Below are 24,392 nucleotides of genomic sequence, written 5' to 3' on the forward strand. Positions count from 1 at the left end.
GTCTGCCGCTCATCCGGCGGCAGCACTCATGTACCGCCTCCTGGCCGACCATCCGAGAGGGAACGCCCCATGACCGCCTCGCACCTCCTCGTCCCCGTGCCGATCCCGGACCGCATCGCGGCGCTGATCGGCTCGTGCATCCCGCCGCACATCCTGGAGGCGGAGTTCGAGGCCGACTGCGCGGCCCGTGAGGTCCGCAGGTTCCGGGGGCCCCGGCTGGGCATCGAGGACCAGGCCGACCGCGAGCAGGCCCTGTCCGAACTGGCCCGGGCCAACAAGGTGCTGGCCGCCCACCACCCTCGGCTGGCGGTGGGTCCCGGCTCGTTCTCCTGATCCGGCGGCGGCCCACCGGTTGCCCCTGGAGGTCGTCCTCTCCCGCCCGGCGGCGCGGTGCTCGGTGGTGTGGGGCAGCCGAGAGGGCGGGCGCACGACGGCCTCTCCCCCTCTGCCGAGCCGGGCTGAGCCGTCGGGGATAGTGGTCCTCCGCCCCCGTCCACTCCCGGAGATCCTCATGACCCCCGTGCCCGGCACCGGTGACGACGCCCGCCGCCCCGCCCTCCTCCTCGTCACCGACCTCTCCTACCAGGCCCGCGGGCGCCGCTACTGCGACGAGGACATCTTCCTCGCCTCCCGGCTGCGCGAGGAGTTCGACGTCGCGCTCTGCCATCCCCGGGACGCGGCCGCGCTGCTGGCCCGCTTCGACCTCGCGCTCGTACGCAACAGCGGGCCCGTCCTGCACTACCAGGAGGCGTACGACGCGTTCGGCGCGCGGGCGCTGGAGCTGCGGGTGCCGGTCTACAACCCGCTGGGCGGGCGCGGGGACATGGCGGGCAAGGAGTATCTGGTGGAGCTGAGCCGGGAGGGGTTCCCGGTGATCCCCACGGTCGACCGGGCGGAGGATCTGGGGCTGCTGCCCGAGGCCCGGGAGTACGTGGTCAAGCCGAAGCTGGGGGCGGACTCGGCCGGGCTGCGGTTCCTCGCGGGGGCGGTGGTGGGGGCGGAGCTGGAGCGGGAGGACGAGGGGGTCCTGCTAGTGCAGCCGCGAATCGACTTCCGCCACGAGGTGTCCTTCTACTTCGTCGACCACGACTTCCAGTACGCGCTGTACGCGCCGGACCCGGAGCGGCGGTGGGTGCTGGAGCCGTACGCGGCCGATGAGGCGGACCTGACGTTCGCCCGGCGGTTCATCGAGTGGAATGCGCTCGATCACGGCATCCAGCGGGTCGACGCCTGCCGTACGGGAGAGGGCGAGCTGCTGCTCGTGGAGCTGGAGGACCTCAACCCGTACCTCTCGCTGGACCGGGTGGGCGAGGAGGTTCGGGAGGCGTTCGTCGCGCGGCTGAAGAGGTCGTTGGCCGCGCTGACCGGCTGACCCCCGTCCGGACTGTCCCCGCATGCGGACGGCGGGGGCCGGTGTGAGGGTGCAGACGTGACCACTGCCAGCGAGCAAGCCCCCGCCGCGCAGAGTGCCGCCGCGCCGCCGCCCGTCCTCGACCGGCGGCGGCGCAACATCGTCTTCGCCACGATCGTGCTCGGCATGCTGCTGGCGGCGCTGGACCAGACGATCGTGGGCACGGCCCTGCCGACGATCGTCTCGGACCTGGGCGGTGCCGAGCACATGTCGTGGGTGGTCACCGCGTATCTGCTCGCCGAGACCGTCGCCACCGTGCTGGTCGGCAAGTTCGGTGACCTGTTCGGGCGGAAGCTGGTCTTCCAGGTTTCGGCGATCGTCTTCATCACCGGCTCGTTCCTGTGCGGTCTCGCCTCGGACATGCTGCTGCTGATCATCTGGCGCGGTGTGCAGGGCATCGGCGCGGGCGGCCTCATGGTCACGTCGATGGCGCTGATCGCGGATGTCATCCCGCTGCGCGAGCGGGGCAAGTACCAGGGTGCGATCGGGGCGGTCTTCGGCATCTCGACGGTGATCGGACCGCTGCTCGGCGGGCTGTTCACCGACCATCTGACCTGGCGCTGGGCGTTCTACGTCAACGTGCCGATCGCGATCGTGGTGGTGATCGCCGCCGCCCGGAACATCCCGTCGGTGAAGGCCGCCGGACGGCCGGTCATCGACTACTCCGGCATCGCGCTGGTCGCCGCCGGGGCGAGCGCGCTGATCCTCGCGACGAGCTGGGGCGGGAACGAGTACGCCTGGGGCTCCCCCATGATCATCGGGCTGTTCGTCGCCGGGATCGTCGCCCTGACGCTGTTCTGCCGGGTGGAGACGCGGGCGAAGGAACCGATGCTGCCGATGCGGCTGTTCCGGAACCCGGTGTTCACCGTCTGCTCGATCCTCAGCTTCATCGTGGGTTTCGCGATGCTGGGCTCGATCATCTTCCTGCCGACCTACCTCCAGTACGTGGACGGGGACTCGGCGACGCTCTCCGGGGTGCGGACCCTGCCCCTGGTCACGGCCCTGCTCGTCGCCTCGATCTTCAGCGGCAGCGTGGTCAGCAAGACCGGCCGCTACCGCCTCTTCCCCATCTTCGGGACGCTGATCATGGCGGCCGGGCTGTTCCTCCTCTCCCGGATGGGCCCCGAGAGCGGGGTGTGGGTGGAGTCGCTCTACATGGTGGTGCTGGGGCTCGGGATCGGGCTCGCGATGCAGGTGCTGACGATCGCCGTGCAGAACACCGTCGAGTACGCGGACCTGGGTACGGCGACCTCGGGCGTGACGTTCTTCCGTACTCTGGGCAGCGCCTTCGGCACGGCCGTGTTCGGGACGATCTATGCCAACGCGCTGAAGCCCAACCTCACCGACGGGGTGGCCCAGGCGGTGGCGGCGGGCGGCGACCCCGCGGTCCTGGCTCGTGCCTCGGAGAGCCCGCAGGCCCTGCACGCACTGCCCACCGCCCAGGTGGAGCCGCTGGCCCAGGCGTACGCGCAGACACTGCACACCGTGTTCCTCTGGACGGTGCCGGTGGCGCTGATCGGCTTCGTCGTCGCGCTGTTCCTCAAGGAGGTGAAGCTGCGGGACTCTGCCCGGCTCGCGTCGACGGACATGGGGGACGGCTTCGCCCAGCCCGGCAGCGGCGACTCCGAGAAGTTGCTGGAGATCGCGGTGGCCACGATCCTGCACGGCGCCGGTCCGGACACGGCCCGGCGGATCACCGCCGAGTCCGACACCCGGCTGGACGTGGCGGGGGCCTGGGCGGTGATGCAGGTGGACCTCTTCACCCGGATGGTCGGCCACGCGGGGCTGCGGCTGATCGCGGCCCGGCACCGCCTGCCACCGGAGGTACTGGTCCCCGTCTTCGACCGGATGATCGAGGAGGGCTACCTCACCGGGGACGGCCGCCTCTTCTCCCATACGGCGGCGGGCCGGCGCGAGGCGACCGTGATCTCCGACGCCTGGGGCCGCTGGCTCAACGAGCGGCTCGCGGAGGACGGGGCCAGCCCCGACGACACCCAGCTCCGCATCGCCGTGGACATGATCGCGAAACGGCTCCTGGCGGAGGACCTGGCCCAGGAGCTGTCCCCCGCCCCGCACCCCGGCGGCTCCACGCGGGTGGGGGCACCTGCCTGAATCCCCGGGTCGGACGTGGTCCCAGGACCGGGGGGGCGGGTCTGCGCCTCCCCGGTCCCTGCGGAGCAGGGCCAGGAGCGCGTCGTCGTGTCGGCGGCCCCGGTGCGGACAGGAGGAACGGCGTACGCCTTCCTGGTGAACCCCGCCCGCCTTCAGCGTGGCGAGGGCCGCCGCGTTCTCGGTGTGGGTGACCGCTTCCAGCGGTGCACGGGCAGTTCGCCGAAGGCTCTGGATCAGCTCGGCGCCGTCCGGCTCCATGGAGGTGAAGGCCAGGTGCTCGCCGCGCCGGAAGGCTTTCAGGGTCGCACCGCCGGCCCGGTCTCAGTCGACGAAGACCGCCGTCGCGTAGACCCAGGCGCCCTCGTGGCGGGCGAAGCGGCTCTGCTCGTGAAGGGAGTCGGGGCGCCCGTCGTCGGTGTAGTGGGCGCGGAAGGTGACGGTCCCCGTGGCATGGAAGGCGCTGCCCTCGGTGGTCTCCAGGATCTCCAGCCCCGTCCAGCGCATCGCGGGGTCGAAGTCGACGCCCGGCGGCCGGGTCCCGGGGTGCCAGGTGCGCAGCAGATACGCCGCGTCCCGGACGACGAAGGCCGCGTACCGGGAGCGCATCAGGGCCTCGCAGGTCGGGGCGGCCGCGCTGCCGGAGTGGTAACGGCCGCAGCACTCCCCGTACGTCGCGGCCGGGCCGCAGGGGCAGGGAGAGGCGGGGGTGAGGCGCGGGGCCTGCGGGGCGGAGGGCTGCCGGGGGCGGGAGGTGCGTCGTGACATGGGTCCATTGTGACCCGGTCCGGCTCGGCGTCCCTCCTGCGCGGCCCGTGCTCAGAGCCCCGCCGCGAACCGGCGGCGGTACTCCGTGGGCGTCAGCCCCGTACGGCGGCGGAGTTGCGTACGCAGGTTGGTCGCCGTGCCGAGGCCGCAGGTGCGGGCGATCACATCGAGGCGGTCCTCGCCGCGCTCCATGAGGCGGCAGGCCAGGGTGGTCCGCTGCTCGGTCAGCCAGGCCAGCGGGGTGGTGCCGAGCTGGGCCCGGAAGCGGCGGTGGAGGGTGGCGGGGCTGACGGCCGCGCGGGCGGCGAGCGCGGACACGTCCAGGCCCTCGGTCAGGTGTTCGGCGGCCCAGTCCAGGAGCGGGGCGAGCGAGGCGTCGGCGACCTCGGGCAGCGGGCGCTCGATGAACTGACGCTGGCCGCCGTCCCGGTGTGCCGGGTGGACCAGCCTCCTGCTGACGGCCGCCGCGATCTCGGCCCCGTGGTCTGCACGGATGAGGTGGAGGGCGGTGTCCAGGGCGGCGGCGCTGCCCGCCGCGGTGATCACCTGCCGGTCGTCGACGAAGAGCACGTCCGGCTGGAGGTCCACCTGCGGATACCGGGCGGTGAAGGCCGACGCCCAGCGCCAGTGCGTGGTGGCGCGCCTGCCGTCCAGGACGCCCGCGGCGGCGAGCGTGAACGTCCCGGTGCAGAAGCTGACCAGCCGGGCGCCCCGCGCGCCGGCGCGCCGGATCGCCGCCAGGACCTCCGGGGCGGGCTCCGCCAGCGGGTCGGGCCGGTTGGGGACGATGACGGTGTCGGCGCGGTCCACGACGTCGAGCCCGGAGACGTCGGAGAGCTGGAAGAAGCCCGCGTGCATCCGGACCGTGGGGGTGGGCGAGCAGAGCGCGAAGTCGTACCAGTCGACGGGCAGCTCGGGGCGGCGCAGGCCGAAGAGCTCGGTCGCCACGCCCATTTCGAAGGGGTTCGAGCCGGCCGACACGATCATGACGACCCGGTGCGAGGATTCTTTCGCCATATGCGATTCGTAGCACTCACGGGTGCGGCGGTCCAGTGCCGACCATGGGCGCATGACCACGGACACGGCACGACCTGCCACCGAACCGATTCTGATCGACGATGCCCTGAGCTCCTTCGACGCGCTGTGGAGCCCGCGCATCATGACCCGCGTCAACGACTACGACGTGCGCGTCGCCAAGGTCCACGGCGAGCACGTCTGGCATGTGCACGAGAACACGGACGAGTTCTTCCTGGTGGTGGAGGGGGCGCTGGACATCGCCCTGCGGGAGGGTGAGGCCCCTGAGCGGGAGCGGGTCGTGACGCTCCGCCGCGGCGCGGTCTTCGTCGTGCCGCGCGGCACCTGGCACCGCCCGCACTCGGCGGACGGTGCCTCCCTGCTGCTCTTCGAGCCCTCCGGTACGTCGACGGTGGGCGACGCCCACGACCCCGTACCGGACCATGTGGACGCGACGACGGGCCACGCGCTCACCCGGTGAGGCGGTACGGGCTCAGGGCTTGCGGGCGACCCCCGCGTAACCGGGGATCGGCTCCTCACCCGGTACGTCGACGACCTCGCCGAGCTCCGGTCGCCAGTCGGCGGAGAGCGAGACGCCCGGCTCGACCAGTTCCAGGCCGTCGAAGAAGGCGGTGAGCTCGGCGCGCGAGCGGGGGCGCAGGGTCATCCCGCGCTCCTTGTACATGGCCCGTGCCTGCGCCGCGCCCTCCGGGTTGAAGTCGCCGGTGGTGTGCGAGAGCACCAGATAGCTGCCGGAGGGGAGCTGGTCGACGAGCTTGTCGACCAGCTCGGCCGCGCCGTCCTCGTCGTCGATGAAGTGCAGCAGTGCCAGCAGGGAGAGCGCGATCGGCTGATCGAAGTCCAGGACCTTGCCTGCCTCGGCGAGGATGGTCCCGGGCTTGCGGGCGTCGGCCTGGATGTACTCCGTGGCGCCCTTGGGGGTGGAGCGCAGCAGGGCGGCCGCGTGGGCGAGGACGATCGGGTCGTTGTCGCAGTAGACGATCCGCGCGTCGGGAGCGATCTGCTGGGCGACCTGATGGAGGTTCGGCTCGGTGGGTATGCCGGTGCCGATGTCCAGGAACTGGCGCACCCCCCTCTCGGCGAGCCAGCGGGTGGCCCGGTGCATGAACGCCCGGTTGACCCGGGCCATGTCCCGGCCCCGGGCGTCCAGGGCGAGCAGCTGCCGCGCCATCTGTTCGTCGACCGGGTAGTTGTCCTTGCCGCCGAGGAACCAGTCGTACATCCGGGCGGGATGCGGCCTGCTCGTGTCGATCTCGATGGCCTGAGGGTCTTGCCCGGTCATGGCGCACTCCATGGGTGGTGGTCGGCGATCAGGAAGAGGAACGGAACGCCGGCACTGGCTGGGACGAACCCAACTGCTCCGAGAGGCCGGTTCCTTCGGTGCGGGGAACAGGATAAGTGGTGGGGCGTCAGGTGGGCGGGTCAGGTGAGAAGGAAGTCCGCCTGACCCGCCTTGGCGCCCTGGATGAACGCGGCGATCTCGCCGTTGGAGTAGATGAGCGCGGGGCCGTCCGGATCGGCGGACTGGCGCACCGCGACCCGACCGTCCGCGAGCTTCATGGCCTCGATGCAGTTGCCCCCGTTGCCGCCGCTCCAGGGCTTGTACCAGCCTTCGGAGCCGAGGTCGGCGGCCGGCATGCCGTTGTATATGTGGTTCATCACAGCTCCTTGCGGAAATTCCGGAGGATTTCCTTCGTGCGTTGTGCGGTTGCGGCCTGAGCCGCCATACGGTCCATGACTTCGAGGTAGGAGGCCACCTCCGGCCGCGCGTCGAAGTAGACCGCTCCGGTGAGGTACTCGCTGAAGACCATGTCCGGCAGTTCGGGGATGGCGAACCGGAAGAGGACGAACGGCCCGTAGGTACCCGGGTGGTGGCCGCTCGCGAACTCCGCGATCTGCACGGTGACATGGGGCAGCTCGGTGGATTCGAGCAGCTTGTCGATCTGGGCACGCATCATCTGCGCGTCGCCCACCGGCCGCCGCAGGACGGTCTCGTCCATGATCACCCAGAGTCGTGGGGCGTCGTCCTTGGTGAGCAGCGACTGGCGCTCCATACGCAGAGCCACATGGCGTTCGATGTCCTCGGGCCGCGTCTGGCCGACGGCCCCGGTACGCATCACGGAGCGCGCGTAGTCCTCCGTCTGGAGCAGCCCGGGGACGAAGTGCGGCTCGTACATGCGCAGCAGGCTGGCGGCGCCCTCCAGGCTGACGTACATGCTGAACCAGTCGGGCAGGACGTCGTGGAACCGCTGCCACCAGCCCGGCTTGTTCGCCTCCTCGGCCAGGTCGACGAAGGCCTCGGCCTCGTCGTCGGCGATGCCGTACGCCTTCAGCAGCAGCTGGACATAAGGGATCTTGAGGCCGACCTCGGCCGTCTCCATCCTGCGTATCGTCGCGGGAGCGACCCTGAGCACCTTCGCCGCCTGGTCACGGGTCAGCCCGACGCGCTCCCGCAGATCCTGCAGGCGCTTGCCGAGCACGACCTGGCCCACGGTCGGGGCGGACCGCGGTTCGCTCACTTCAGACCTCCCCATGCGCTGTTTTGCGAGCAGTGTGCCACGCGTGCGCCCCCAACGACACAGTCACTCTGCAAATTTCAGAGTGCCTCTTGCCAAGTGTCCTCGTCAGGGGGAGAGTTGGTTGTCGAACCAGTTCGCTCGGTCATGACCGCTCCTCTCACACCGGGGAACGAGGCGTGACGCAGCCCCCACTGTGAGGAATCGGTCGTGGCACCTGGCAGTGCGCTCATCCCCCGGCTCGTGGATCTCAGCCCCGGGACGGAAGCGCTCCGTTACTGCTTCGCGCTGCCCGCGCACCCTGAGTCGGTGGCCGGTGCGCGGCAGCTCACCCGGGCCCGGCTGGAGAGCTGGAGGCTGGGCGGCGATGTGTACGAGGCGGCCGTGCTCATCGTGTCCGAGCTGGTCACCAACGCCGTCGTGCACACCGCGAGCACCCGCGTGGTGTGCGAGCTGCGCTGCCTCGGCAGACGGCTGCGGATAGCCGTCCAGGACCAGGGGCACCAGCCCGGCGGCCCGCGTCTGCGCCGCTGTTCCGACGACGAGCACGGGCGCGGCCTGCTGCTGGTCGACACGGTGAGCAGCTCGTGGGGCTCCCACGACGCGGGGGACGACTCGGGCCGCATCGTGTGGGCGGAACTCGCACACGGCGTGGAGCAGCCATGCTGAGGAACGCACTGTCCCGGCTGCGCGGTACGCCCCGCCCGCGGGCCGGCGAAGAGCCCCGAGGCGGCCGGGTGCAGTTGTCGCTGCCGCCCTCGATGTCTGCCGGCCTGGGGTGCGACGCGGTCGGCGTGCCCGCCCGTCACGGCTTCCGCCTGATGTCCCATCTTCCGCGCACCGGCTGCGTGTTCGCCGACGCCGACCGCTGGTGGTGGATCGTCCCCGCCGGCTCCGACCTGGATCTGGACTGGCCCGAGCAGGTGATGTACGCCCGGGGCGCCGACGTACCCGCCGTGCGCCCCCGCCTGATCCACTCGCCGGACAGCCTCACCCCGTACACCCCGCCCATCCCGCTCTTCTTGATGGTCTGCCAGGTGGCGGGCGTGGCCCCGACCTGGGCGAGGAGCGTCGTCTCCGCCCCCTGATCCGAGGCCGCACCTGCCCTTACGGCCGGTCGAGATAGGCGAGTTGCGGGTGGACCTCGGTGTAGCCGTCCACCAGCCGCCGTGCCACCGCGACGGAGTCGACCAGCGGATGCAGCGCGAAGGCCTGCACGGCCGCCGCCCGCGACCCGCTCCCCGCCGCCTCCAGCACCGCGCGCTCCACGGCCTTCACCGCGGTGACGAGACCGACGGCGTGGTACGGGAGGGGCGAGACGGCCACCGGATGGGCCCCGTTGGCGTCGACGAGGCAGGGCACCTCCACGACGGCATCGGCGTCCAGCACCGGGAGAGCCGTGCGATTGCGGACGTTGAGAATCAGCGAGGTGCGTTCGTTACGGGCGATGGCCCGCATCAGCGCGAGGGCCACCCGCTCGTACCCGCCGGACTTCAGGTCGCTCTCCTCACGCTCCCCCGCCCCGGCGACGTCCCGGTTCTCCGCCATGTAGGTGGCCTCCCGCTCGGCTCGGGTGCGGTCCCAGGTGGACAGGGCCGAAGTGCCGGGCTCCCGCATCCGGGCGTAGAAGCCCTCCTGCTGGTCGCGCAGGAAGGCGCCCCGGGTCTGCCCGGCCTCCTGGTAGGCGCGCACGGCTTCACGGTTGAAGTAGTAGTAGTGCAGGTACTCGTTGGGGATCGCGCCGAGTGACCCGAGCAGCTCCGCGCCGAAGAGCCGGCCCTCCTCGAAGGTGCCGAGCAGGCCCGGGTCCGCGAGCAGCCGGGGCAGTTCGTCCCGCCCGTCGACGTACAGGCCCCGCACCCAGCCGAGGTGGTTGAGTCCGGCGTAGTCGATCCAGGCCCGGTCGGGGTCCGCCCCCAGGGCCCGGGCGATACGGCGTCCGAGCCCGACCGGTGAGTCGCAGATGCCGATGACCCGGTCGCCGAGGTGGCGGGACATGGCCTCGGTGACCAGCCCGGCGGGGTTGGTGAAGTTGATGACCCAGGCGTGCGGGGCGAGCCGGGCGATGCGCCGGGCCAGGTCGACGGCGACGGGCACGGTGCGCAGCCCGTACGCGATGCCTCCGGCGCCGACCGTCTCCTGTCCGAGCACGCCCAGGCCGAGGGCGACCCGTTCGTCGGCGGCCCGTCCGGCCAGGCCCCCGACGCGGATCGCGGAGAAGACGAAGTCGGCGCCGCGCAAGGCCTCGTCGAGTTCGGTGGTGGCGACGACGGCGGGCGCGTCCGGGACACCCCGCGCCTGTTCGTCGAGCACCCGGGCGACAGCGGTGAGCCGGTCGGCGTCGGTGTCGTACAGGATGACCTGGGAGACGCGGCCCTCGGCGTGATCGCCGAGCAGAGCCCCGTACACGAGAGGCACCCGGAATCCGCCACCGCCGAGAATTGTCAGCTTCACGCTGGTCGATGGTACGTGGGTGGCGCGGCGCCGCCGTGCTGCCTCGCGCGCGGCGTGGCCCCGGACCCGACAACGTACGGATCCGGGGCCACGAGATGCGCGGTCAGTAGCCGTTCCACCAGCGGGAGACCGCCCGCCACAGCCGGGCGGGCGCGGCCGGGCGGCGCTGCTGCGGGATCACAGCCGTGTCCGGGGCCGGCTCACCGGTCGCCGGGGCGGGCGGAGCCGCAGGGGCCGGGGCCGCCGCCGGGTGGGGCTGCGGTGCGGCGCCCGGGGCGTGGGCGGGCTGCATCCCCGCGAGGGAGTGCGCGGGCTCGGGGACGGGGCGAGCGGGGGAGGAGATCTCCCAGTCGCCCGTGGGACGGACGGCCCGGGCCATCACCGAGAGCGGATCGGAGTCCAGCTTCTGCTGCGGGCTGGGGGCGAACTTCACCGGCAGCTCGACCAGATGGCGGGACATGATGTTTCCCACCCAGCGCAGCTCGCTCTCCTCGACACCCAGCTCCAGGTCCGGCAGGCGCATCAGAAGGGCGTCGACGCCCACGTCCGCGATGGCCCGCCCGATGTCCTGGCCGGGGCACTCGTGAGGGCCGCCGCTGAACGCGAGGTGGGCGCGGTTGCCCTCCATGCCGGCGTTGAGGTCCGGGCGGACCGTGGGGTCGGTGTTGGCCGGGGCGATGCCGACGAGCAGGGCGTCGCCCGCCTTGATCTGCTGGCCGCCGAGCTCGGTGTCGCCGACCGCCCAGCGGCCGAAGACCGCGGTGAAGGGCGGCTCGTCCCAGAGGGTCTGCTCCACCGCTTCGGGCACGGTCATGTGGCCGCCGCTGAGCCGGGCGCGGAAGCGCGGGTCGGTGAGGACCATGCGGAGCACGTTGGCGATGAGGTTGGCGGTGGACTCGTACGCGGCGATGAGGATGAGGCGCAGGTGTTCCACCACCTCGATGTCGGTCATCGTGGCGGGGTGCTCGACGAGCCAGCTGGCGAAGTCGGGAGCCGGTTCGGCGCGGCGGCGCTCCACGAGGCGCGTCAGCACGGAGACGATGTGGGCGTTGCTGGCCACGGCGGTCTCGGTGCCGCGGGTCATGTCGCGGGCCGCCTGGACGAGCTGCTCGTCGTACTCCTCGGGCATGCCGAAGATCGCGCACATCACCATCATCGGCAGGTGATCCGCGAACTGGGTGACCAGGTCGGCGCTGCCCTTCTCGGAGAAATCGTTGACCAGCCGGTTACTGAAGCGGTTGATGTGCCGGCGCACCCCGCGGGTGTCGATGCGCTCCATGCTGTCGGTGACCGCGCCGCGCTGCCGCTCGTGCTTGGCGCCGTCGGCGAAGACGCAGACGGGCTGCCAGGTGAAGATCGGGGCGAGCGGGTGGTCCGGGGCGACGCTGCCGTCCTGGAGGGCCCGCCAGCGCCGGGAGTCCCGGGAGAACTGGGACGGGGTCCGGGTGAGGTGGAGGTTCTCGCTGTGGCCGAGGACGAGCCAGGCGGGTACGTCGCCGTGGAGCAGGACCGGGGCGACCGTGCCGTGTTCGGCGCGGAGCTTGTCGTAGAGGCCGGCGGGGTCGTTCTCCGCCTCGGGGCCGTAGAGCCGGCGCAGGCCGCCGGGGCCGACGCCGAGGTTGTGGGCCGGGCACTGGGGCGGCGGGACGGCGCCGGGTTCGTGGTGGAAGGGGGTTGTCACAGTGGCTCCAGGGATCAGGACGGCCAGGGGCGAGCGCGGGTGGGCAGGGGGTACGGGGCGCGCGTCGGGGGAACGGCGCGCGCCCCCGGCACCGGGACGGCCGGGAACCGTCCCGAGGCCGGCGCGGCATCGGGACGGGGGAACGGCCGGAACCGCTCCGGACCCGTCGGGCGGGGGAACGACCGGAACCGCTCCGCACCCGTCGGGCGGAAGGACCGGCCGGGACCGTTCCGAAGCCCTCAGGCGAGTGGGACGGCCAGGTTGTGCAGATAGCGCATCAGGGTCATCAGCACATCGCGGCTGGAGGCCCGCAGCCGGGCATCGCAGTCGATCATCGGGACCTCGTCCGGCAGGTCGAGGGCTCTGCGCAGGGCCTCGGCCGGGTGGTGCGGCGCGTCGGGGAAGGTGTTGACGGCCACCACGAACGGCACTCCGCGCTCCTCCAGCCGGCCGATCACGTCGAAGCTGACTTCCAGCCGCCGGGTGTCGATGAGGACGACGGCGCCGAGAGCTCCTTCGAAGAGGCCGTTCCACAGGAACCAGAAGCGTTCCTGGCCGGGGGTGCCGAAGAGGTAGAGGATCAGCTCCTCGCTGAGGCTGATCCGGCCGAAGTCCATGGCGACGGTGGTGGCGGTCTTCGTCTCCACCCCGGCGTTGTCGTCCACGCCGACACCGGCCTGGGTCATGGTCTCTTCGGTCGTCAGGGGCCGGATCTCGCTGACCGAGCCGACCATGGTCGTCTTGCCGACCCCGAACCCGCCGACGATCACGACCTTCACCGCGGCGGTGGCCGTGGTGGGGAGGACGTCCTCGCTGCGGGGTCCGGTGATCGTGTCAGAGCTTCTGAAGTCCATGCATCACCGCTTCGAGAAGGGACCTGTCGGGGAGTGTGGCGCGGACGATCGGCGCTCGCGACTCGATGAGTTCGGTCGCGAGGAGATCGCTCAGGAGCGAGGTGACCACGCTGAACGGCAGGCTGAGGTACGCGGAGATCTCCGCGACCGATAACGGGGCCTGACAGAGCCGCAGGATCGCGGCCTGCTCGGGCTGGAACGTCGGCGATGGCTCGGCCTGCGCGACGACCATCGTGACCAGGTCGAGCGCGGCGCGCTCGCTGTCGTCGAGATCGCCGGTGATCACGTACAGCCGTTCCGGATCGCTGAGCGCCGGATCGGTCTTGCGGCGTTCTCGTCGGGGTCCGCTCATCCGGACTGCCCGCCGTGGCGGGGCGGACTGGTCAGGTGGGCACCGATCCGCACGACCATGTCCCGCATCCGGGCGCCGACCAGACCGGCGTCCACGGTCTCGCCCGCCAGCACGGCGAGGTACGCGCCGGTCCCGGCCGCCATCAGGTAGAAGAAGCCGCCGGTCACTTCGATGACGACGAGCTTCATCAGGCCGTCGCTGTAGGGGATCTCGGTGGCCACGGCGGCGGCCAGGCTCTGCAGCCCGGCGCAGGCCGCCGCCAGCCGGTCGGCGACATCGGGGTCGCCGCCGTGCATGGCGATGCGCAGCCCGTCCGAGGAGAGCACCACGATCTGGTGGATGCTCGGCACGTCGTCGGCCAGTTCCTTGAGCATCCAGTCCATGTTTCCCCGCTGCTGGATCACTTCAGGTCTCCCTTGTCCCACGCGTCATCGGAGTCTTCGCCGTGCTTCGGTTCCTGCGGTACGCCGTTGACGGCCTTGGTGAAGGCCTCCAGCCAGAGGCCGGGGGGCTTCTCGCCGCCGGATCCGCCCGGTCCGCCGTGCCCGCCGTCCTGGTGTCCACCCCGGCTCGGCAGCCCCCCGTTGACGGGGGCGGGCGGCGGCGGGGGCTGCTGCGGCAGGTTGTGCGAGCCGAGCGGGGCGCGGCCCCGGCTGCGGCGCTGCGGCAGTCCGTTCTCGGTCCACTCGGTGACCACGGGGACGTCGTCCTCCATGGCCGCGGCGGGCGCGGCCGGGCGGGCGGCCGCGGCGGGGGCCGGTGCGACCACGGAGGGCACCGGGCCGGTGGCGGCGGGCTTGGGCCTGGGCTTGCGCTTTCCGGGCGGCGGCACCACGTGCTGCAGCTGCGACATGTCCAGCGAGCTGGTGGGCCGCGAGGTGGCGCCGATGCCGTGGGCGATGCCCGGGGCGGGTCCAGTGGTGATCATGTCGCGCGGCACGATGAGGACCGCGCGGACACCGCCGTACGCCGACTGGCGCAACGACACCTGGAGCTGGTACATCCGCGAGAGCCGTCCGACGACGGCCATGCCGAGCCGCGGGGATTCCCCGAGGTCGTTCATGTTGATGCCGGCCTGGGCCTGGGCGAGCATGTTCTCGGCCCGGGCGCGAGCCTCCTCGCTGAGGCTGACGCCGCCGTCCTCGATCTCGATGGCGATGCCGGTCTGCACCTCGACCGCGGTGACGTGCACCCGGGTCTGGGGAGGTGAGTAGCGGGTCGCGTTGTCGAGGAGTTCTGCGCAGGCGTGGATGAGCGGCTCGACCGAGGTGCCGACGATGGCCACCTTGGCGATCGAGTGCAGATCGACGCGCTGGTACTCCAGGATGCGGGACATCGCGCCGCGCAGCACGCTGAACAGCGGTACGGGCTTGGGCCACTGGCGGCTGGGGCGGGCACCGCCGAGGACGGCGATGGAGTCGGCGAGCCGGCCGATCAGCGCGGTGCCGTGGTCGATGCGGAGCAGGTCGTCGAAGACCTCGGGGTTGCGCCCGTAGTGGTCTTCCATCTCCCGTAGTTCACTGGCCTGGCGGTGCACGATGGCCTGGACGCGTCGGGCGACGCTGACGAAGGCGCGCTGCGCGGAATCACGCCGTGCCTCCTCGTTGTCGATGACTTCGAGGACCTGGTAGATCTGCTCTCGCAGCGCCTTGGGCAGATGCCGGTTGGCGGCGTCCGCGTCGACGATGTCGCGCATGACCTCCTCGGGCGAATTGCCCACGCGCAGACGCCGGATGGCGGCGGGCATGACCTCCTTGGTGAGCCGCACGGTCTCGGAGTCGTGGCTGAGGATGCGGTGTTCCAGGTAGGCGATGCGCTGTTCGTACTCCGCGCGCTGGGCGGCCATGACGCGCCTGCGGCGGTGCAGCGCCACGGTGAGCACGGCGACCACGAGCGTGGCGATCGCGCCGCACACGGTGACTGGTATCCGCGCGGCCGGGACCACCAGGGCCGCGCCGGCGGCGGTGGCGCCGGCCAGCAGGACCACGGGCGGCAGGACTACGCGGACGACGGGGACTTCTCTGTCGGTCGGCGGTGATTCAACACGGACCATCTAAACCCTCTGGCGGTTGATTCCGGGATGTATACGCACGTGAGCGGAGACTCATGAACAAGTGCTCGAATTCGCATCAACTCGACTTCACTGCGCGTGAGCTTAGCCAGATCAGAACAGGGGATCGGCATATTCACCCAACCCCCTGCGGGAGCCCGCGAAGAGGAATACACTCGCCAGTTTTCCCACTCACCGCTGTGGAGCGTGCGCGAGGAGTGACGGAGGCCGGAAAGGGGCCACGCCTCACGACCGGCGTCCCGGCTGCCGGGATGAAGTTGAGCCCGTAATAGGTAATACAAGGTCAATTCGGACGACTGGCAGTCGGTTTCGTACCGCAGAACAGGACAGAGGCACAGGTGATCGAACCGGATCGAAAGGAACAGATTCCTGACCACTGGGCGGGTGACCCGGAAAATCGCCGCGCTGACGCGTATACGACCGCAGATTCCAGGGGCCCCTTCGAGCGCCCCACACGCGCGGTGCCACAGCGAGGATCATGGCGGTCGGCACCACCCCGCGGTGGCGTCGGCGGGTACCCGGAGTGACGACAGGGAGCGGGCGGAAGCATGACGGCGACAGGTGACTACACGATCGCTTCGCTGGATACGGGACTCCGCGCCATGCGGCTCTTCCTCACCCATGACACCCTCACCGTCACCGAGGCCGCCGAGCGCCTCCGCGTCGGACGGTCCACCGCGCACCGGGTGCTGAGCACGCTGGAGAGCCGGGGGTTCGCGATCCGGGACACGTCGGGACGCGGCTACGCGGCGGGCCCGGAGCTGGTGCGGCTCGGCCGGCCCGCGGGTTTCGGCCGCGCGGCCCGCGACCGGCTGGGGCCCGTGCTGGAGGACGCCGCCGGGCGGACCGGTGAGACGGTGTGGAGCGTGGCTCTCATCGGCGACCAGGTCATCGTCACGGACGGGCGCGAATCGCCCCATCCGGTGCGGGTGGCCCTGGGGTTGGGGCGGACCGGCCCGGCCCACGCCGGCTCGGGCGGCCTGCTGCTGCTCTCCCGCATGACGGCGGACCAGGTGTGCGCGCTGTACCCGCACGAGGAGCTGGAACCGGTCACCCCCGCCACTCTCACCTCGCGGACGGCTCTGCTGGACGAGCTGGCGCTGATCCGCCGGAGGGGCCACGCGGTCAGCCGGGGCGCGTCCGTCCCGGGCATGACCACGGTCGCCGTCTCCCTGGCCGGGTCCAGCTGGCGCGACCGGCTCGCCCTGGTGGCCGCGGCTCCGGCGGACCGGTCCGGTGACGCCGTGCTGGCCGAACGCGCGGAGCGGCTACGGGAGTCGGCGGCGCTGCTGGCGCCGGTGCCGCCCGCCTGACCGCCGTGCGGCGGGCCGGTCGGGGCGTGCCCGGACGGTCCGCCGGAGCCGCGGTTCGTACAGTGCGCGCTCAGCGCCGCGCTCCGCCGATCCGCCCCTCCAGCTGCACAAGCAACTCACCGAGCCGGGAGCCGAGTTCACCGCGGCTCCCGGCGTCGAGCCCCGAGAGCACCACCCGCTCGTACGCTAGCTGTTCGGGCAGCAGCCGGTCGACCAGGGCACGGCCCGCCTCGGTGAGACGGACATGGGCGACCCGCCGGTCGCGCTCGTCGCCACGGCGGTCCACCAGGCCGCGTTCCTGGAGGGCCCGCAGGCGCTTGGTGACGGCGGCGCCGGAGGAGAAGGTCTCCCGGGCGAGCTCACCCGGTGTGAGCTCCCGGTCGGTACGCCGTACGGCGCCGAGGAGGTCGAACTCGGCGCGGGTCAGGCCGGCGGAGCGCAGCGGAGCGTCCTCCGCCTGCTGGAGCAGGGCGGCGCAGCGGTTGATCCGGCCGATGATCTCCATCGGGCCGGTGTCGAGCTCGGGGTTGACGGCCTGCCACTGCCGCACCACCGAGGCAACGATGTCGTCGGTCACGCCGCTCCGTTCGAAGGGGCAGGGGCCACCGTGCCGCACCGCCTCTCCGGGGCGCGGACCGGCGGGCCCAGCCGGTGTGCTGTCGCGGCGAGCGTACGGTGTCCGGCCCGCTCGGCCGCGAGAAGCTCCTGCTCGGGCAGGGCGCGCTGCCACCACTCCCCCGCCGCGATGTCGGCGGCCTCGCGCAGTTCGACGAGGCGCGCGGTCAGCGTGCGGCGCGCCCGGTCGAGCCCGGCGGGGCCGGCCTGAACCCGGTCCGCGTACGCCCTCTCGGTATCGGTCCGGGCCCGTGCGGTGGCTTCGAGGGCACGCTCGACGCGGCCCGCCGCCCTCCGGTTGGTGACGAGCGCCGCCGCGAGGAACCCGGCGAGCGCGCCGAGGACGGTGTCCAGGACCCGGTCGCCGATCAGCTCCCCGGCCGGGTGGGCTCCGCCGAACTCCAGGACCAGGAGGGCCATCGGGGTGACGGCGACGGAGCCGAGCCAGTAGTTCCGCGTGATCAGGGCCTCTGCGGCAAAGCTGAAGAAGAGGCAGCACAGGACGAGAGCGAGCGGGCCGGTGCGGGAGAGCGGCAGGACGGCGGCGAAGACCAGGACGCCCAGGAGGTTGCCGAGGGTGCGCTGGAGGGTCCGGTTCCAGGTCAGGGTGACGTTGGCCTGGTAGAGGGAGGCGGCGGTGACGATGGCCCAGTAGGGGCGGCCGACACCGAGGGCGGCGCAGAGGTAGCCGGCGAGCGCGCAGCCGATCAGCGTACGTGCGGCCACGGGCAGCAGGTGCGATCCGGGGCCGAGGCTGCGCAGGAGGGTGCGGCGGGCGCCGGAGGCGCGCGGTGAGGCGCGCTCGGCGTCGATCCCGTACAGCTCGTCGGCCGCGCCGGGGGCCGGTGGTGGTACGGGGACGGGTCCCCGCGCGCGGGTCAGGGCGGCCCAGGCGCGCAGCCGGTCCGGGTCCGGCTGCGAAGAAGAGAGGGCCGCCTCGGCGTGCACCACCAGCCGTTCCAGGGAGCGGCGTACGGGGGTGGGGCGGCCGGAGGCGAGCAGGCACTGCCAGGCGGCGTGCACGGCGGCGGCCGCGGCGTGCCGGGTACGGGGGCCGGGTGCGGCGGCGCAGTCGGCGGCCACTTCGAGGGCGCGGGCGACGGCCCGGCGCTCGGGCCCTTCACGGCGGATCAGCCCGGGCCCCGTACAGACGAGCCAGGCGATCGCACCCGCGGCCAGGGTCAGGGCGAGATGGGCCGGGACCTGGGCGAGGCGCTGCGGGGCGAACAGGGCGGCGCAGCTGACGAAGGTGAGGATCACATGGCCGGGCGGGCCGATCCGGGTCGCGTCGCATCCCGCCTTCTGGACGGCGGCGAGGAGCGCGCCGACGGCGACGAGCACGGCGGTGGAGTGCGTGAGCGAGGCGGTGACCAGCGCGACGGCGAGCCCGGCGGTCATGGAGAGCACGACGCCCGCCACGGTGCGGGCGCGCCGGGCGTACGGCAGGCCGTGGCCGTACAGCGCGCAGAGCGAACCGGCCATCGTGTAGATGACGAGGTCGAGGCGGCCGATGGCCAGGAGCGTCAGATGCGGTACGGCGGAGGCGACGACCACGCTCAGCGCGGGCAGGAACCACGTGTCCGAGGGGCGCCCGAGGCGTAGCGGGGCGGCCAGCGGAAGGCTGCGGACGAGGGGCTGCCGGAGCCGGGCGGATGTATCACTCACCCGTACACGTTAACAGGTATTACACCTGTAAAAGATATACCCTAGGCACAGCGCAGCGCCGCCGCCCCGAAGGGACAGCGGCGCCGTGTCGGTCCGTATGCGCGCGCGTCAGCCGAGGCCGCGGGCGTCCTGCTTGAGCGCGGTGTCCACCGTCAGGGCCGTGGCCACGACGAGGCTCAGCAGCGGCTCGGGCAGCCGCTGGTGGATCTGGAGCACGTAGTTGTCGGCCGTCGTGAACATGGTCTTCGCGAGGCCTTCCCAGGTCTTGGTGATCCGGGCGATCTCGGTGCCGCGCTGGTCGACGATGGCGAAGTTCCAGGCGCGCCAGTTCTCCGCCTTGATCGCGCCGACCTGCACACCCCCGGCCGTCATCGCGAAATTGATCTTGCCGATCGCGTTCTGCTGGACGATCTCGCCGACCGGCTGCCCGTCCGGGCGCTGCACGATGACGCGCGACTTGATGAACTTCGCCGGGCGGGTCAGCAGCAGCTGCGGCCGGCCGTGCGCGTCGCGGATCTCCAGCCGGTGCGTCAGGTACTGGTCGATGCTGGAGACGAACCGGAGCACCTTGCGCAGCGCGCTCTGGCCGACCTGGGCGACCGAGCCGACGGTCGCCCCGTGCTGGTCGAACACCCGGTACTCGTTCGTCACCTCGATCAGCTTGGCCTTCTGGTTCACCACCAGGACCGGCTGGTCGAAGAGCGACCCACCGGAGACGGGCTGCCGGCCGACAGGCTGCTGCTGAGCCACAGCCTGGTGCTGTGCGGGGATCCCTGCGGCGGCCGGGGCCTGCTGCCCGCCGGCGGGGTGCGTGTGCTCGCTCCACCGGCTGCCGTCCCAGTAGCGCAGGAGCTGGGGTGCGCCATGAGGATCCGGGAACCAGCCCGCGGCTATGTTCGATTGCGTGGTCACTGAGGCACACTATCCCGCGGAATCGGTGACCCATATTCTTTGAATCTTCATGCACCTACTACGATGACGGGCCATGACCAGGGTGAGCGCTCGGACCGACCGGCAGCGGTACCGCTCACGCGTGCCCGCCTCGCTGGGCTGGGTGTTCGCCCTGCTGTCCCTGCTCTTCTGCTGCTCGGTCGCCCCCTCCGCCGCCGCCGCTGTGCCGGTGGCGGCCAAGGCTCCGGGCCCGGCCCCCGTACGGACGCTGACGCCCGTGCCCGGGCTGTCCGCCGAGCCGGTCGTCATGGCCACCCCCGCCGAGCGGGGACTCGGGAGCTCGTGCCACGGAGGATCGGCCCACTCGACGGCCATCGTGCTGCCGGTGCCGTCCGCATCCGTGGCGCTCCCCTCCTCCGTGGCCGTCGTGCCAGTCGCCCCGCTGACCGGGGCGGCCGCGATCCGGGGGCCCTCCCACGACGGTGCCCACTCCGTCGATCAGCTGCGTCTCCAGGTTCAACGGATCTAGCACCGGGTCCGCTCCCCGTCTCCGCGCCTCGCGCCGGACCGGGAGCGGCTGCCCGTATGCCCTGTGTCCCTCTGCTTTCCTGCACGGCCGTCTGCCTTCCCCGCATCCGCTGAACGACGAGGACCTTCCATGGCTTCCGCCAAGAACCAGAACTCCCCCGCCAACGCCCGCCGCGCCAAGCTGGAGGAGGCCCGCCGCAAGGAGCGCGCCCGCGAGCGCCGGGGCCGCCTCATCACCATCGGGGCGTCGGTCGCCGTGGTCCTCGCGCTGGTCGCCGGAGGCGGCTACCTCGTGTACCAGGCGAACGAGAAGGAGGAGGCCGCGAAGGCCCCCATCTCCGGTGAGCGCACCTGGAAGGACCTCAAGCAGGGCCATGTGGAGAAGAAGGTCGACTACCCGATGAACCCGCCCGTCGGAGGCGACCACAGCCAGGTCTGGATGAACTGCAACGCGGACGTCTACACAGCCGAGATACCGAAGGAGAACGCCGTCCACTCCCTGGAGCACGGCGCCGTCTGGGTCACTTACAACGACAAGGCCTCGGAGGCCGACGTCAAGGCGCTCACGGAGAAGGTCAAGTCCACCCCGTACTCCCTGATGAGCCCGGTCAAGGACCAGAAGGAACCGCTGATGCTCAGCGCGTGGGGCAAGCAGGTCACGGTCGACAGTGCCACCGACGACCGCGTCGGGAAGTTCTTCACCCAGTACGTGCAGGGCCCGCAGACCCCTGAGCCGGGCGCCGCCTGCACCGGTGGACTCGACAAGTGACCTCCGTGACGAGCCCGTTCTCCTCCACCCGGCGGATGGTGCTCGCGGGCGCCGCCGTGCTGCTGCTCGCGGTGGGGCTGGTGGCGCTGATGGTCGGACGGCCGTCCGCGGCGTCCCCGTCCGCGAAGGCGGCGCTGTCCGCTCCGGCGGAGGAGTCGGCGGACGCGGGGTTCGCCCGGGACATGGCGATCCACCATCAGCAGGCGGTGGAGATGTCGTTCATCGTGCGCGAGCGCACCGGTGACGAGGATGTGCGACGGCTGGCGTACGACATCATCAACACCCAGGCCAACCAGCGCGGCATGATGCTGGGCTGGCTGGAGATGTGGGGTCTGCCGAAGAGTTCGGCGAAGCCGCCGATGGCCTGGATGGATCACAGCGTCAAGCCGACCGGTGACGGTTCGCTGATGCCGGGCATGGCCACCGACGCCGAGCTGGAGGCGCTGGAGGCGGCCGAGGGCAGGGCGGCCGAGGTGCTGTTCCTGCGGCTGATGACCGTGCACCACCGCGCGGGCGTGGACATGGCGCGGGCGGGGGCCGGAGCGGCGGGGACGGACGTCATCAGGAATCTGGCGCAGGGCATGGTCAGCGGCCAGCAGTCCGAGATCGGGCTGATGACGGACATGCTGAAGGCCCGCGGCGCGAAGCCCTGACACCGTGGGCGGCCCCCTCCCGGAGTGCGAGGAGGGGGCCGCCTCCGTCGTGCTGCCCGCCGTGCCCGCCATCGCATAGGCTCGGCGACGATATGAAGAGCATCCTCACTCCGCTGGGGCCCAAGGCCGACAAGGACACCGTGCGACGGCACAATCTGAGCCTGGTACTGCGAGCCGTGCGGGACGAGGGCGAGAGCGGTGAGGCGACCCGCGCCGGAGTGGCCGCCCGGGTGGGGCTGACCCGGGCCGCGGTCTCCTCGCTCGTCGAGCAGCTGATGGACAGCGGGTTCCTCACCGAGTCGGGCAAGACGTTCAGCGGGCAGGCCGGGCGCCCCGGCACCGCGCTCAAGGTGGCCCGCACCGGCCCGGCCGGGCTCGGTGTGGAGATCAACATCGATTACGTCTCGGTCTGCGTCGTCGACCTCGCGGGCACCGGCCGGGTCCGGCAGACCGAACACCTCGACAACCGGGGCGCGCCCGCCGAGGAGGTCCTCGCCCGGGCGGCCGCGATCGCCGCACGGACCCTGGACTCGGCGCGCGAGCAGGAGCTGCGGCCGGTGGGCGCCGCGCTGGCGCTGCCCGGCCTGGTCTCCGGCGGAGCGGTCAGGCAGGCCCCCAACCTCGGCTGGAACGACGTCCCGGCGCAGGATCTGTTCGGCGACGCGCTCGCCGCCCTGCGTCCCGGGCACGAGGCGCTGCCGGTCACCTCGGAGAACGAGGCCAACCTCGCGGCCCTGGCTGAGCTGTGGTTCGGCGGGCTCGGTGACGTACGCAGCTTCCTGTATCTGACCGGTGAGATCGGGGTCGGCGGTGCGCTCGTGGTGAACGGTGAACTGCTGCGCGGGGCGCATGGGTTCGCCGGGGAGATCGGCCATGTGGTGGTGGACCCGGAGGGGCCGGAGTGCCGGTGCGGGTCGCGGGGCTGTCTGGAGCAGTACGCCGGTCAGAGCGCGCTCCTGCGGGCGGCCGGGGTCGAGGGGGCCGGGGGCGGCGCCGGAGTGCTGGAGCTGGAGCGGCGCGCGCGGGCCGGGGACGAGCGGACGGTGGCGGCGGTCGCCGAGGCGGGTCGGATGCTGGGCCGGGTGGTGTCGGGTGCGGTGAACCTGGTCGACCCGGACGCGGTGGTGCTCGGCGGGATCTACCGGGGCCTGATGCCGTGGCTGTCGCCGCCCGCCGACGAGGAGCTGACCGCCCGGGTGGTCTCGGGCCTCTGGCCCCCGGGCAGCGGCCGGCTCCGCGCGTCGTCGGTGGCGGGGGACGCGGCGCGGGGCGCGGCGGCCCTGGTGGTGCAGGACGTGCTGGACGACCCGGTGGCGTACGCGGAGCCGTCGGGGGTGTGAGGCGCGGGTGCCCGGGGCCTTTCGCTGGCCCCGGGCACCCCCTTCACCCTCAGCGCACCGCGAGCAGGTGGTCCATGGCCAGCTGGTCCAGGGCCTCGAAGGCCATGCCGCGTGTCGCGGCGGCGTCCACGTCGAACTCCTCGTACGCCGTGCGGTCGGCCAGCAGCTCCGCGAGGCCGGCCCCCGCGGTCGGGCGCGCGAGTTCGTCCAGGCGGGAGGCCCGCAGCGCCGCGCGCACCTCGGGGTCGGCGCGGAAGGAGGCCGCCCGCTCCTTGAGGATCAGGTAGTTGCGCATGCACCCGGCCGCCGAGGCCCAGACGCCGTCGTAGTCCTCGGTGCGCGGGGGCTTGAAGTCGAAGTGGCGCGGGCCCTCGTAGCCGCTTTCCAGCAGGTCGACGAGCCAGAACGCCTGGCGCAGGTCGCCCGCGCCGAAGCGGAGGTCCTGGTCGTACTTGATGCCGGACTGGCCGTTGAGGTCGATGTGGAAGAGCTTGTCGGCCCACATGGCCTGGGCGATGCCGTGCGGGAAGTTGAGCCCGGCCATCTGCTCGTGCCCGGTCTCGGGGTTGACGCCGACGAGCTCGGGGCGCTCCAGGCGTTCGATGAAGGCGAGGGCGTGGCCGATGGTGGGCAGCAGGATGTCGCCGCGCGGCTCGTTCGGCTTGGGCTCGATGGCGAAGCGGAGGTCGTATCCCTGCTCGGTGACGTACTCCCCCAGCAGGTCGAAGGCCTCCTTCATCCGGTGCAGGGCGACGCGTACGTCCTTGGCCCCGCCTGACTCCGCCCCCTCGCGGCCGCCCCAGGCGACGAAGGTGGTGGCGCCGAGGTCGACGGCGAGGTCGATGTTGCGCAGGGTCTTGCGGAGGGCGTAACGGCGTACGTCCCGGTCGTTGGCGGTGAACCCGCCGTCCTTGAAGACGGGGTGGGTGAAGAGGTTCGTGGTCACCATGGGCACGACGAGACCGCTGGCGTCGACCGCCCGCCGGAACCGCTTGACGATCGCCTCGCGCTCGGTGTCGGTCGAGCCGAAGGGGATCAGGTCGTCGTCGTGGAAGGTCACGCCCCAGGCGCCGAGCTCGGCGAGCCGCTGGACGGACTCGACGGGATCGATGGCCGCGCGGGTGGCGTCGCCGAAGGGATCCCGTCCCTGCCAGCCCACGGTCCACAGGCCGAAGCTGAACTTGTCCTCGGGGGTGGGGGTGAAGCGTTCCGTCATCGTCGTCCGACCGCCTTCGCCTGCCGTCGGGAGCCGGGATCAGAAACCCGGCCCCCTATTTGTTCAGTGTCATGACTAATCATGCACACGGCCCCCGCCCGGCGTAACCCCCTGGTTCGCGGCGAGTCCGCCGGAGGCCTGTTCCCCGGGC

Annotated in this window: 26 protein-coding genes; 11 read left to right on the top strand and 15 right to left on the bottom strand. The window is 72.0% G+C overall.

Going from position 1 to position 24,392, the window contains the following annotated elements; translation table 11 throughout:
* Positions 1 to 69: 69 nt before the first annotated feature.
* The 3 genes from ABZ154_RS12975 to ABZ154_RS12985 all read left to right on the top strand — a co-directional run bounded on the left by ABZ154_RS12975 (position 70) and on the right by ABZ154_RS12985 (position 3,523).
* Positions 70 to 333 (top strand): hypothetical protein, encoded by a 264-nt coding sequence (locus tag ABZ154_RS12975; protein WP_356831878.1) that lies wholly within the window; start codon positions 70 to 72, stop codon positions 331 to 333.
* Positions 334 to 511: 178 nt separating this feature from the next.
* Positions 512 to 1,372, top strand: a complete 861-nt coding sequence (locus ABZ154_RS12980) for a hypothetical protein (RefSeq protein WP_356831880.1) — start codon at positions 512 to 514, stop codon at positions 1,370 to 1,372.
* Between the two features lie 57 nt (positions 1,373 to 1,429).
* On the top strand, positions 1,430 to 3,523 hold the full coding sequence (locus tag ABZ154_RS12985) for an MDR family MFS transporter (protein ID WP_356831882.1): 2,094 nt from the start codon (positions 1,430 to 1,432) through the stop codon (positions 3,521 to 3,523).
* A gap of 321 nt (positions 3,524 to 3,844) precedes the next feature.
* Here ABZ154_RS12985 and ABZ154_RS12990 read toward each other — a convergent pair whose 3' ends face one another.
* Together ABZ154_RS12990 and ABZ154_RS12995 are read right to left on the bottom strand one after the other, a co-directional pair.
* Positions 3,845 to 4,288: a YchJ family metal-binding protein gene (locus ABZ154_RS12990; protein ID WP_356831884.1), complete on the bottom strand. Its 444-nt coding sequence runs from the start codon at positions 4,286 to 4,288 to the stop codon at positions 3,845 to 3,847.
* Positions 4,289 to 4,339: 51 nt separating this feature from the next.
* The gene (locus ABZ154_RS12995; RefSeq protein ID WP_356831886.1) at positions 4,340 to 5,305 is read right to left on the bottom strand and encodes a helix-turn-helix domain-containing protein; all 966 of its coding nucleotides are present in this window, start codon (positions 5,303 to 5,305) and stop codon (positions 4,340 to 4,342) included.
* A gap of 52 nt (positions 5,306 to 5,357) precedes the next feature.
* Here ABZ154_RS12995 and ABZ154_RS13000 point away from each other — a divergent pair, with 52 nt between their 5' ends.
* Positions 5,358 to 5,783, top strand: a complete 426-nt coding sequence (locus tag ABZ154_RS13000; RefSeq protein WP_356831888.1) for a cupin domain-containing protein — start codon at positions 5,358 to 5,360, stop codon at positions 5,781 to 5,783.
* Between the two features lie 12 nt (positions 5,784 to 5,795).
* Here ABZ154_RS13000 and ABZ154_RS13005 read toward each other — a convergent pair whose 3' ends face one another.
* The 3 genes from ABZ154_RS13005 to ABZ154_RS13015 all read right to left on the bottom strand — a co-directional run bounded on the left by ABZ154_RS13005 (position 5,796) and on the right by ABZ154_RS13015 (position 7,842).
* Complete coding sequence (locus ABZ154_RS13005) at positions 5,796 to 6,605, bottom strand: SAM-dependent methyltransferase (protein ID WP_356831890.1); 810 nt, start codon at positions 6,603 to 6,605, stop codon at positions 5,796 to 5,798.
* A 140-nt stretch (positions 6,606 to 6,745) separates the two neighbouring features.
* On the bottom strand, positions 6,746 to 6,982 hold the full coding sequence (locus ABZ154_RS13010) for a DUF397 domain-containing protein (RefSeq protein WP_030573999.1): 237 nt from the start codon (positions 6,980 to 6,982) through the stop codon (positions 6,746 to 6,748).
* Positions 6,982 to 7,842 (bottom strand): helix-turn-helix transcriptional regulator, encoded by an 861-nt coding sequence (locus tag ABZ154_RS13015; protein WP_356831892.1) that lies wholly within the window; start codon positions 7,840 to 7,842, stop codon positions 6,982 to 6,984. The genes ABZ154_RS13010 and ABZ154_RS13015 overlap by 1 nt, the downstream gene beginning before the upstream one ends.
* Before the next feature lie 207 nt (positions 7,843 to 8,049).
* Here ABZ154_RS13015 and ABZ154_RS13020 point away from each other — a divergent pair, with 207 nt between their 5' ends.
* Complete coding sequence (locus tag ABZ154_RS13020) at positions 8,050 to 8,508, top strand: ATP-binding protein (protein WP_356831894.1); 459 nt, start codon at positions 8,050 to 8,052, stop codon at positions 8,506 to 8,508.
* Entirely contained in the window at positions 8,502 to 8,927 is a 426-nt protein-coding gene (locus tag ABZ154_RS13025; RefSeq protein WP_356831896.1) for a hypothetical protein, read from the top strand. Before ABZ154_RS13020 ends, ABZ154_RS13025 begins: the two co-directional genes overlap by 7 nt.
* A 19-nt stretch (positions 8,928 to 8,946) precedes the next feature.
* Here ABZ154_RS13025 and ABZ154_RS13030 read toward each other — a convergent pair whose 3' ends face one another.
* The 6 genes from ABZ154_RS13030 to ABZ154_RS13055 all read right to left on the bottom strand — a co-directional run bounded on the left by ABZ154_RS13030 (position 8,947) and on the right by ABZ154_RS13055 (position 15,233).
* Positions 8,947 to 10,293, bottom strand: coding sequence for a 6-phospho-beta-glucosidase (locus tag ABZ154_RS13030; RefSeq protein WP_356831898.1), 1,347 nt, complete (start codon positions 10,291 to 10,293; stop codon positions 8,947 to 8,949).
* A gap of 103 nt (positions 10,294 to 10,396) precedes the next feature.
* Entirely contained in the window at positions 10,397 to 11,974 is a 1,578-nt protein-coding gene (locus tag ABZ154_RS13035) for a cytochrome P450 (RefSeq protein WP_356831900.1), read from the bottom strand.
* A gap of 239 nt (positions 11,975 to 12,213) precedes the next feature.
* On the bottom strand, positions 12,214 to 12,828 hold the full coding sequence (locus ABZ154_RS13040; protein WP_356831902.1) for an ATP/GTP-binding protein: 615 nt from the start codon (positions 12,826 to 12,828) through the stop codon (positions 12,214 to 12,216).
* Positions 12,809 to 13,180: a DUF742 domain-containing protein gene (locus ABZ154_RS13045; RefSeq protein ID WP_026241710.1), complete on the bottom strand. Its 372-nt coding sequence runs from the start codon at positions 13,178 to 13,180 to the stop codon at positions 12,809 to 12,811. Before ABZ154_RS13045 ends, ABZ154_RS13040 begins: the two co-directional genes overlap by 20 nt.
* Positions 13,177 to 13,584 carry a roadblock/LC7 domain-containing protein gene (locus ABZ154_RS13050; protein WP_006128841.1) on the bottom strand — a complete coding sequence of 136 codons (408 nt, stop codon included), beginning with the start codon at positions 13,582 to 13,584 and terminating at the stop codon, positions 13,177 to 13,179. The genes ABZ154_RS13045 and ABZ154_RS13050 overlap by 4 nt, the downstream gene beginning before the upstream one ends.
* Positions 13,581 to 15,233 (bottom strand): ATP-binding protein, encoded by a 1,653-nt coding sequence (locus ABZ154_RS13055; RefSeq protein ID WP_356831904.1) that lies wholly within the window; start codon positions 15,231 to 15,233, stop codon positions 13,581 to 13,583. The genes ABZ154_RS13050 and ABZ154_RS13055 overlap by 4 nt, the downstream gene beginning before the upstream one ends.
* 566 nt (positions 15,234 to 15,799) lie before the next feature.
* Here ABZ154_RS13055 and ABZ154_RS13060 point away from each other — a divergent pair.
* Positions 15,800 to 16,564: an IclR family transcriptional regulator gene (locus tag ABZ154_RS13060; RefSeq protein WP_356831906.1), complete on the top strand. Its 765-nt coding sequence runs from the start codon at positions 15,800 to 15,802 to the stop codon at positions 16,562 to 16,564.
* Positions 16,565 to 16,634: 70 nt separating this feature from the next.
* Here ABZ154_RS13060 and ABZ154_RS13065 read toward each other — a convergent pair whose 3' ends face one another.
* From ABZ154_RS13065 to ABZ154_RS13075, 3 genes are all read right to left on the bottom strand, one after another.
* Positions 16,635 to 17,141, bottom strand: a complete 507-nt coding sequence (locus tag ABZ154_RS13065) for a MarR family transcriptional regulator (RefSeq protein ID WP_356831908.1) — start codon at positions 17,139 to 17,141, stop codon at positions 16,635 to 16,637.
* The gene (locus tag ABZ154_RS13070) at positions 17,138 to 18,844 is read right to left on the bottom strand and encodes an FUSC family protein (RefSeq protein ID WP_356831910.1); all 1,707 of its coding nucleotides are present in this window, start codon (positions 18,842 to 18,844) and stop codon (positions 17,138 to 17,140) included. The genes ABZ154_RS13065 and ABZ154_RS13070 overlap by 4 nt, the downstream gene beginning before the upstream one ends.
* 108 nt (positions 18,845 to 18,952) lie before the next feature.
* Entirely contained in the window at positions 18,953 to 19,756 is an 804-nt protein-coding gene (locus ABZ154_RS13075; RefSeq protein WP_356831912.1) for a phospholipid scramblase-related protein, read from the bottom strand.
* Between the two features lie 73 nt (positions 19,757 to 19,829).
* On the opposite strand from ABZ154_RS13075, the gene ABZ154_RS13080 reads away from it, so the two are divergent.
* The 4 genes from ABZ154_RS13080 to ABZ154_RS13095 all read left to right on the top strand — a co-directional run bounded on the left by ABZ154_RS13080 (position 19,830) and on the right by ABZ154_RS13095 (position 23,025).
* The gene (locus tag ABZ154_RS13080; RefSeq protein ID WP_356831914.1) at positions 19,830 to 20,264 is read left to right on the top strand and encodes a hypothetical protein; all 435 of its coding nucleotides are present in this window, start codon (positions 19,830 to 19,832) and stop codon (positions 20,262 to 20,264) included.
* 129 nt (positions 20,265 to 20,393) lie between these two features.
* Positions 20,394 to 21,032: a DUF3105 domain-containing protein gene (locus ABZ154_RS13085; protein WP_356831916.1), complete on the top strand. Its 639-nt coding sequence runs from the start codon at positions 20,394 to 20,396 to the stop codon at positions 21,030 to 21,032.
* A complete protein-coding gene (locus ABZ154_RS13090; RefSeq protein ID WP_356831918.1) occupies positions 21,029 to 21,685 on the top strand; it encodes a DUF305 domain-containing protein in 657 nt (218 codons plus the stop codon). The genes ABZ154_RS13085 and ABZ154_RS13090 overlap by 4 nt, the downstream gene beginning before the upstream one ends.
* Positions 21,686 to 21,777: 92 nt before the next feature.
* On the top strand, positions 21,778 to 23,025 hold the full coding sequence (locus ABZ154_RS13095) for an ROK family protein (protein WP_356831920.1): 1,248 nt from the start codon (positions 21,778 to 21,780) through the stop codon (positions 23,023 to 23,025).
* Between the two features lie 49 nt (positions 23,026 to 23,074).
* Here ABZ154_RS13095 and xylA read toward each other — a convergent pair whose 3' ends face one another.
* Positions 23,075 to 24,241: a xylose isomerase gene (xylA, locus tag ABZ154_RS13100; RefSeq protein ID WP_356831922.1), complete on the bottom strand. Its 1,167-nt coding sequence runs from the start codon at positions 24,239 to 24,241 to the stop codon at positions 23,075 to 23,077.
* Positions 24,242 to 24,392: the final 151 nt, after the last annotated feature.

This window comes from Streptomyces sp. NPDC006261 (assembly GCF_040613515.1).
Lineage (GTDB): Bacteria > Actinomycetota > Actinomycetes > Streptomycetales > Streptomycetaceae > Streptomyces.